The sequence below is a fragment of the Streptomyces sindenensis genome, from assembly GCF_014649035.1.
Taxonomy (GTDB): Bacteria; Actinomycetota; Actinomycetes; order Streptomycetales; family Streptomycetaceae; genus Streptomyces; species Streptomyces sindenensis.
Genome location: NZ_BMSG01000036.1, coordinates 63,170 through 69,503, shown reverse-complemented (window position 1 = coordinate 69,503; position 6,334 = coordinate 63,170). Strand labels below are relative to the sequence as shown.

Sequence of the window (6,334 nt, the reverse complement as noted above, 5' to 3'; positions counted from 1 at the left end):
AGCCCGACGCCTCACCGAAGACCTCAACCGCGAGTGATCAACGGCTTACCCAACACTTTCTAAGGCCCCCGCCCCCGCGAAGATGCGGAACTCGCCCGATGCCCCGCCCCTGCCTGGCCGACGACAGTGGACACACAGCGAACACAGGGCCCCGGCCGACCGGCCGGACCACCCCTCCGGTCCGCTGCACCACCAGGAACCAGGGGAACACCATGTACGAGTACGAGATCTACCGCTCCACCTCCGCCGAGCTGATCCGCCGGGCCGACGCCGAGCGCGAGATCGGCCGGGCCCGCCGCGCCCGCCGGTCCGCCCGCCGTACCGGACGCCACGACCCGGAGGGGAAGGTGAGGCAGAGCGACCGCAGCCGCTTCGCCCCGGCCGCCTGACGATGGCCCGGCCCGGGAGCGCCCCCGCGCAGGCCCCCGGGCCCGCCGCCCCCTCCGTACCGGGCGCGGCGGGCCCGGACCGGGCGGGGAGCATGATCACCCTGCGCGAAAAGACTCCCGCCGCCTCGTATGCGTATGCGATGCTCGGCGGCGTGGAGACCAGGTCAGTCAGCCCCGTGTTCGTCGGGCGCGCCGAGGAGCTCGCCGCGCTCACCAGGGCGCTCGCGCGGGCCGCTTCCGGCGATCCGCAGGCGCTGCTGATCGGCGGCGAGGCGGGTGTCGGCAAGACCCGCCTGGTCGAGCAGTTCGTCTCGGCGGCCGAGCGGCGCGACGCCGTGGTCGCCGTGGGATCCTGCGTCGAGATCGGGGCCGACGGGCTGCCGTTCGCCCCCTTCCCGACCGCCCTGCGCGCCCTGCGGCGTGCCCTGCCCGAGGAGATGGCCGCCGCCTGCGCAGGCAAGGAGGGCGAACTGGCCCGCCTCCTGCCCGAGCTGGGCGAGGCCCACCGGGACGCCACCGACGAGCACAGCATCGCCCGCCTCTTCGAGCTCACCGGACGCCTGCTGGAGCAGATCTCCGCCGACCGCCCGGTCGTCCTCGTCCTGGAGGACCTGCACTGGGCGGACGCCTCCACCCGGCATCTGCTCGCCTACCTCTTCCGCACCCTGAGCACCGGCCGCCTCATGGTCGTCGGCACCTACCGCGCCGACGACATCCACCGCCGCCACCCCCTGCGCCCCCTCCTCGCCGAACTGGACCGGCTGCGGACCGTCACCCGCGTCGAACTCGACCGGTTCAGCCACGACGAGGTCGGCCGCCAGCTCGCCGGCATCCTCGCCGAGATCCCCGAGGCCGCACTCGTCGACGAGATCTTCGAACGCTCCGACGGTAACGCCTTCTTCGTCGAGGAGCTGGCCGGCTCCCTGGAGTGCTGCGGCGACAGCTCCGGGCTCTCCGAATCGCTCCGCGACCTCCTGCTCGTCCGGGTGGAGGCGCTCCCCGAGCACGCCCAGCGGATCGCCCGAATCGTCGCCGAGGGCGGCTCCTTCGTCGAACACGAGCTGCTGGCCGCCGTCGCCGGACTCGGCGAGGACGACCTCGACGCGGCCCTGCGCGCCGCCGTCGGCGCCAACCTGCTGCAGCCGGCGCCCGACAACGACGGCTACCGCTTCCGGCACTCCCTGGTCCGCGAGGCGGTCAGCGACGACCTGCTGCCCGGCGAGCGCACCCGCGTCAACCGCCGGTACGCCGAAGCCCTGGAGGCCGACCCCTCCCTCGTCCGCGACGACGAACGCGCCACCCGCCTCGCCAGCTACTGGTACTACGCCCACGACGCGGCCAAGGCCCTGCCCGCCGTGCTCCGGGCCGCCGTCGAGGCCCGCCGCCGCTACGCCTACTCCGAACAACTGCGGCTCCTGGAGCGGGCGATGGAGCTCTGGGACGACGTCCCCGACGAAGTCCTCGCCACCCTCCGCCCCTTCGACTACGCCGAGGTCTACCCGGCCTCCGCCTGCGACCCGGAGAACACGCCCCTGCGCTACCTCGACGTGATGGCCGAGGCCACCGTCGCCGCCCACTTCGGCGGCGACCGCAAACGCGCGCTGGCCATCTCCAAGAAGGCCATGCGGGTCCTGGCCGCCGAGGCCGACCCGCTGCGCGAGGCCTGGTTCCTCGTGCAGCGCAGCCGACTGGTGCAGGGGCTCGACAAGGGGGACGGCTGGGAGGAGCTGGCCACCGCGCAGGAGCTGGTGCGCGGACTGCCGCCGTCCGCCGTGCAGGCCGACGTCCTGACCAACGTGGCCAGTTGGAAGGCGCTCCACCAGCCCGGACCGCAGGCGCTCGCCGACAGCGACCGCGCCGTGGAGTACGCCCGGCTCGTCGGCGACGAGTACATCGAGCTGCACGCCCGCCTCACCCGCGGTTGGCTCGTCGCGGACGCGGGCGGCGTCGAGGAGGGCCTCGCCGAGATGTACGCGGTCCGGGACCGCGCCGAACAGCTCCACCTGATGAACCTCCTCGGCCGGGTCAGCATCAACCTGCCCTCCTCGCTGGAGGCGATGGGCCGCTCGCTGGAGGCCGTCGCCGCCGCCGACCACGGCATCGAGATCTGCCACAGCCACGGCCTGGCCGACTCCGGCGCCTGGGTGTACGCCAACCAGTCCCAGTCCCTGTTCTCCCTCGGGCACTGGACCCAGAGCGAGAGCGCCGCCGCGTCCGCCGCCCGCCTGGCGCTGGGCCCCCGGGCCAAGGGCCTCGCCGCCCTGCGCCGTACCGAACTGGCCGTCGCCCGCGGGGACACGACCGAGGCGGAGGAGCAGCTCGCCCTGGTCCGCAGGCACTTCGGGCACCGCGACCCGCAGCACCAGCACACGACCGACCCCGGGCGGCACACCATGGTGCTGGCCGCCTCCCAGGGCAGGCTCGGCGAGGCACGCACCGCGTTCGAGGAGCTGGCCAAAGCAGGCTTCCCGCCCGGCACCCAGCGCTACGCCCTGCCGCTGCTCCAGACCGCCGCCATGATCGAGGCGGACCATCGCGGACTGCCCGCCGCCGAACCGGACCGTCCGGAGCTGCTCGCCCTGATCCGCCGGTGCGTCAAGAGCCTCCCGATGCTCGTCCCCGTATGGGAGGCCTACGGCGTCTTCATCGAGGCGGAGCTGGCCCGGGCGGAGGGCACGGACACCCCCGGCCACTGGGCCCGCGCCGCGGAGGCCTTCGGCCCGCTGAGCCGCCCGTACCAACTGGCCCAGATCCACCGCCGCTGGGCGGAGTCGCTGCTCATCGCCCCCGGCTGCCGGTCCACCGCCACGGCTCTGCTGCACCGCGCCCGGGAGACCGCCGGGCGGCTCGGCGCGCGCCCGCTCGCCGAGGCGATCGAGCAGCTGGCCGCCCGCGCCCGCATCACCCTCGACGACTCCGGCACGGCGCCCGGCCCCGGGGTCCTCCCGGCCGTTCCGGCCCCCGCATCCGCCACCGACGGCCCCGGCCGGTCGCCGGCCGAGGAGGAGGACCCCGCCATCGCCGCCGTGGCGTCCTTCGGGCTGACCCCGCGCGAACAGGACGTGCACCGGCTGGTCGCGGCCGGACACACCAACCGGAGGATCGCCGAGGAGCTGTTCATCTCCCCCAAGACCGCGAGCGTCCACGTCTCCAACATCCTGGCCAAGCTGGGCGTCTCCAGCCGAGGCGAGGCAGCCGCCCTCGCCCACCGCCTGAGGCTCTATCCGGCCGCGTAAGGACGCAAAGCCTTCCGCCCTACGTCTCCGGGGCCTCCTCCGCGCGGCGCTCCGGCCCGCTCACCGGCTTTCCGGGCCGGGGCCGGTCGAGCACGGCGTCCTGCTCGGGCGGCACCGGCCGCATGCGCCCGTCCCGGGGCTCGGGAGCACCGTCCCGCGCCGGCGTGCCCTCCGGGCCCGGGGGACGCACGGTGACCTTCCCCGAGGCCAGGTCCACCGGTCCCCGGTGCGGATCGCCGATGCCCGCATCGACCCGGCTCAGCTCCAGCCGCTTCCGCTCGTCGGAGGTGTGCCGCCGCCCGGGGGCGAAGAGCTCCTCGAAGAAATTGAACACCGGCCGTGCTCCCTCCGACATGCCGCGCGGGGCGGCCACCTACTCCACCGCGACCTGGAGGACCCTGTCGTCCCCGGGCTTCTGCGTGCCGCGCCCGTCCGTGTTGCTGGTGACCAGCCACAGGCGGTCGCCCCCCGCACCCACCACCGTGCGCAGGCGGCCGTGCTTCTCCTCCAGGAACGCCTGGGGGTCCGCGAGAGGTTCCCCGGCCTTCTCGCCGGACAGCGGGATCCGCCACAGCCGCTCACCGCGCAGCCCCGCCATCCAGATCGAGCCCTCCGCGTACGCGATCCCGCTGGGGGAGGCCTCCGAGGTCTTCCACTGCGCCACCGGGTCGATGAACCCGTCCTCGCCCTCCCGGCCCTCCACTTCGGGCCAGCCGTAGTTCCCACCGGGCTCGATCAGATTCAGCTCGTCCCAGGTGTTCTGCCCGAACTCGGCGGCCCACAGCCGCTTCTCCGCGTCCCAGGCAAGCCCCTGCACATTGCGGTGGCCATACGAATACACCACCGAGTCCGCCTCCGGATTGCCGTGCACCGGCTCGCCGTCGGGCGTCATCCGCAGGATCTTGCCCGCCAGCGACTCCTTGTCCTGCGACAGCTCCGTGTCCCCGGCCTCGCCCGTGCCCGCGTACAGCATCTTGTCCGGGCCGAAGGCGATCCGGCCGCCGTTGTGGATGTTGCCCTTGGGGATACCGCGCAGCACGGTGTCCGGGGCTCCGAGCTGCTGTCCCGCCGGGCGCTTCTCGTCGTAACTCATCCGGACGATCCGGTTGTCGGACGTGGTGGTGAAGTACGCGTACACCAACTGGTCGGCGCCGAAGGTGGACGAGACGGCGAGCCCGAGCAGTCCGCCCTCGCCGGCCGGGGCGACCCCGGGCACCGAGCCCAGCAGCGTCTGCTTGCCGCTCTCCCCGTCGATCCGGTGGATCGTGCCCTCGTCCCGCGAGGACACCAGCAGATCACCGCCCGGCAGCGCGGCCAGACCCCACGGCGACTTCAGGTTCTCCGTCAGCGTCGAGACGACCTTCGCCGAGCCCTTCTCGGGCGGCAGATCCGCCGACCGGCTCGGCGAGGCCGGGGGAGCGGACCCCGAGGCGGTCGGAGAACCGGCCGGCCGCCCGGACGCACCGTCCCCGTCCCCGTCGCCGGAACACGCGGCGGACAGCAGCAGGGCCGCCGACGCCACCGCGGCCAGCACCCCCCTGCGCACGGCCGGGGACTGCACACGTCCGAACAGAGCACCACGCACGGAACCGATCCTTTCGACGGCTGCCCGACCACCTGCTCCTGCACCCTCACCTGTTCCTACTGCCCCGGCCGGTCCAGAAGTTCCCGATCCGGCCATTCTCCCGCCGTACGGGTCGCTCCGCTCAGTCCCAGGAGTCGCGGGCGGCGGGCAGCGCGTCGATCTCCGCCAGGTCCCGGTCGTCCAGGACCACCCGCGCCGCCCCGGCGTTCTCCACCGCCCACCGCTCCCGCTTCGCCCCCGGCACCGGCACCACATGCGGGCCCTGGCGCAGCACCCACGCCAGCGCCACCTGCGCCACGGTCGCCCCCCGGCGCTCCGCCACCCGCCGCAGACCGGCCACCACCGGCTGGTTCGCCGCCATCACCTCGGCCGTGAACCGCGGGTGCCTGGCCCGCAGGTCCTCCGGCTCGAACCCCTGCCCCGGCTTCAGCGTCCCGGTCAGATAGCCGCTGCCCAGCGGCATCGCGGCCAGCAGCCCGACCCCGCGCGCCACGCACCACGGCAGCAGCTCCGCCAGCGCCTCCCGCGACCACACCGACAGCTCCGCCTCGACGGCGCTGACCGGGAAGACCTGCTGGATCCGCTCCAACTGCCGGATCGTTCCCTCAAACGGGCCCTCGCCCGACCGGCGCGGGGCCCGCGCCCCCACTGCGCACAGCCCCAGCGAGCGCACCTTGCCCACGGTGACCAGCTCCGCCATCGCGCCCCAGGTCTCCTCCACCGGCACCTCGGGGTCGGCCCGGTGCAGCTGGTACAGGTCGATCACATCGGTCTGGAGCCGTCGCAGCGAGGCGTCGCAGGCCCGCCGGACGTACCCGGGGCGGCCGTTCGCGACGATGTGCTGATCGCCCACCAGCAGCCCGCACTTGGTGGAGACGAACGCCTCGTCGCGGCGTCCCTTCAGCGCCCGCCCCACCAGCAGCTCATTGGTGAACGGGCCGTACATGTCCGCGGTGTCGAGCAGCCGGACGCCCGCGTCCAGTGCCGCGTGCACCGTCCGCACCGAGCGGTCGCCGAGCTGCTGCGACGCGCTGTAACCCCAGCTCATCGGCATACAGCCGAGCCCGACCGCACCCACGGCAAGCCCCGCCGCCCCGATAGTCCTGCACTCCAACTCCCCGAAC

At 74.0% G+C, this 6,334-nt stretch carries 5 protein-coding genes; 2 read left to right on the top strand and 3 right to left on the bottom strand.

Annotated features, from left to right (window positions below; all coding sequences use genetic code 11):
* Positions 1-212 precede the first annotated feature (212 nt).
* Together IE145_RS28695 and IE145_RS28690 are read left to right on the top strand one after the other, a co-directional pair.
* Positions 213-389, top strand: coding sequence for a hypothetical protein (locus tag IE145_RS28695; protein ID WP_189528345.1), 177 nt, complete (start codon positions 213-215; stop codon positions 387-389).
* A gap of 2 nt (positions 390-391) precedes the next feature.
* Positions 392-3,625, top strand: a complete 3,234-nt coding sequence (locus IE145_RS28690; RefSeq protein WP_189528344.1) for a helix-turn-helix transcriptional regulator — start codon at positions 392-394, stop codon at positions 3,623-3,625.
* A 19-nt stretch (positions 3,626-3,644) separates the two neighbouring features.
* On the opposite strand, the gene IE145_RS28685 is transcribed toward IE145_RS28690, so the two are convergent.
* From IE145_RS28685 to IE145_RS28675, 3 genes are all read right to left on the bottom strand, one after another.
* Positions 3,645-3,959: a DUF6191 domain-containing protein gene (locus IE145_RS28685; protein WP_189528343.1), complete on the bottom strand. Its 315-nt coding sequence runs from the start codon at positions 3,957-3,959 to the stop codon at positions 3,645-3,647.
* Between the two features lie 39 nt (positions 3,960-3,998).
* A complete protein-coding gene (locus tag IE145_RS28680) occupies positions 3,999-5,210 on the bottom strand; it encodes a PQQ-dependent sugar dehydrogenase (RefSeq protein ID WP_189528342.1) in 1,212 nt (403 codons plus the stop codon).
* A gap of 121 nt (positions 5,211-5,331) precedes the next feature.
* Positions 5,332-6,288, bottom strand: a complete 957-nt coding sequence (locus tag IE145_RS28675; protein ID WP_189528348.1) for an aldo/keto reductase — start codon at positions 6,286-6,288, stop codon at positions 5,332-5,334.
* Positions 6,289-6,334: the final 46 nt, after the last annotated feature.

What these genes read in the sequence shown, in the direction of transcription:
- IE145_RS28695 (WP_189528345.1), top strand. Translation starts at nt 213, where the DNA reads ATGTACGAGTACGAGATCTACCGCTCCACCTCCGCCGAGCTGATCCGC.
- IE145_RS28690 (WP_189528344.1), top strand. Translation starts at nt 392, where the DNA reads ATGGCCCGGCCCGGGAGCGCCCCCGCGCAGGCCCCCGGGCCCGCCGCC.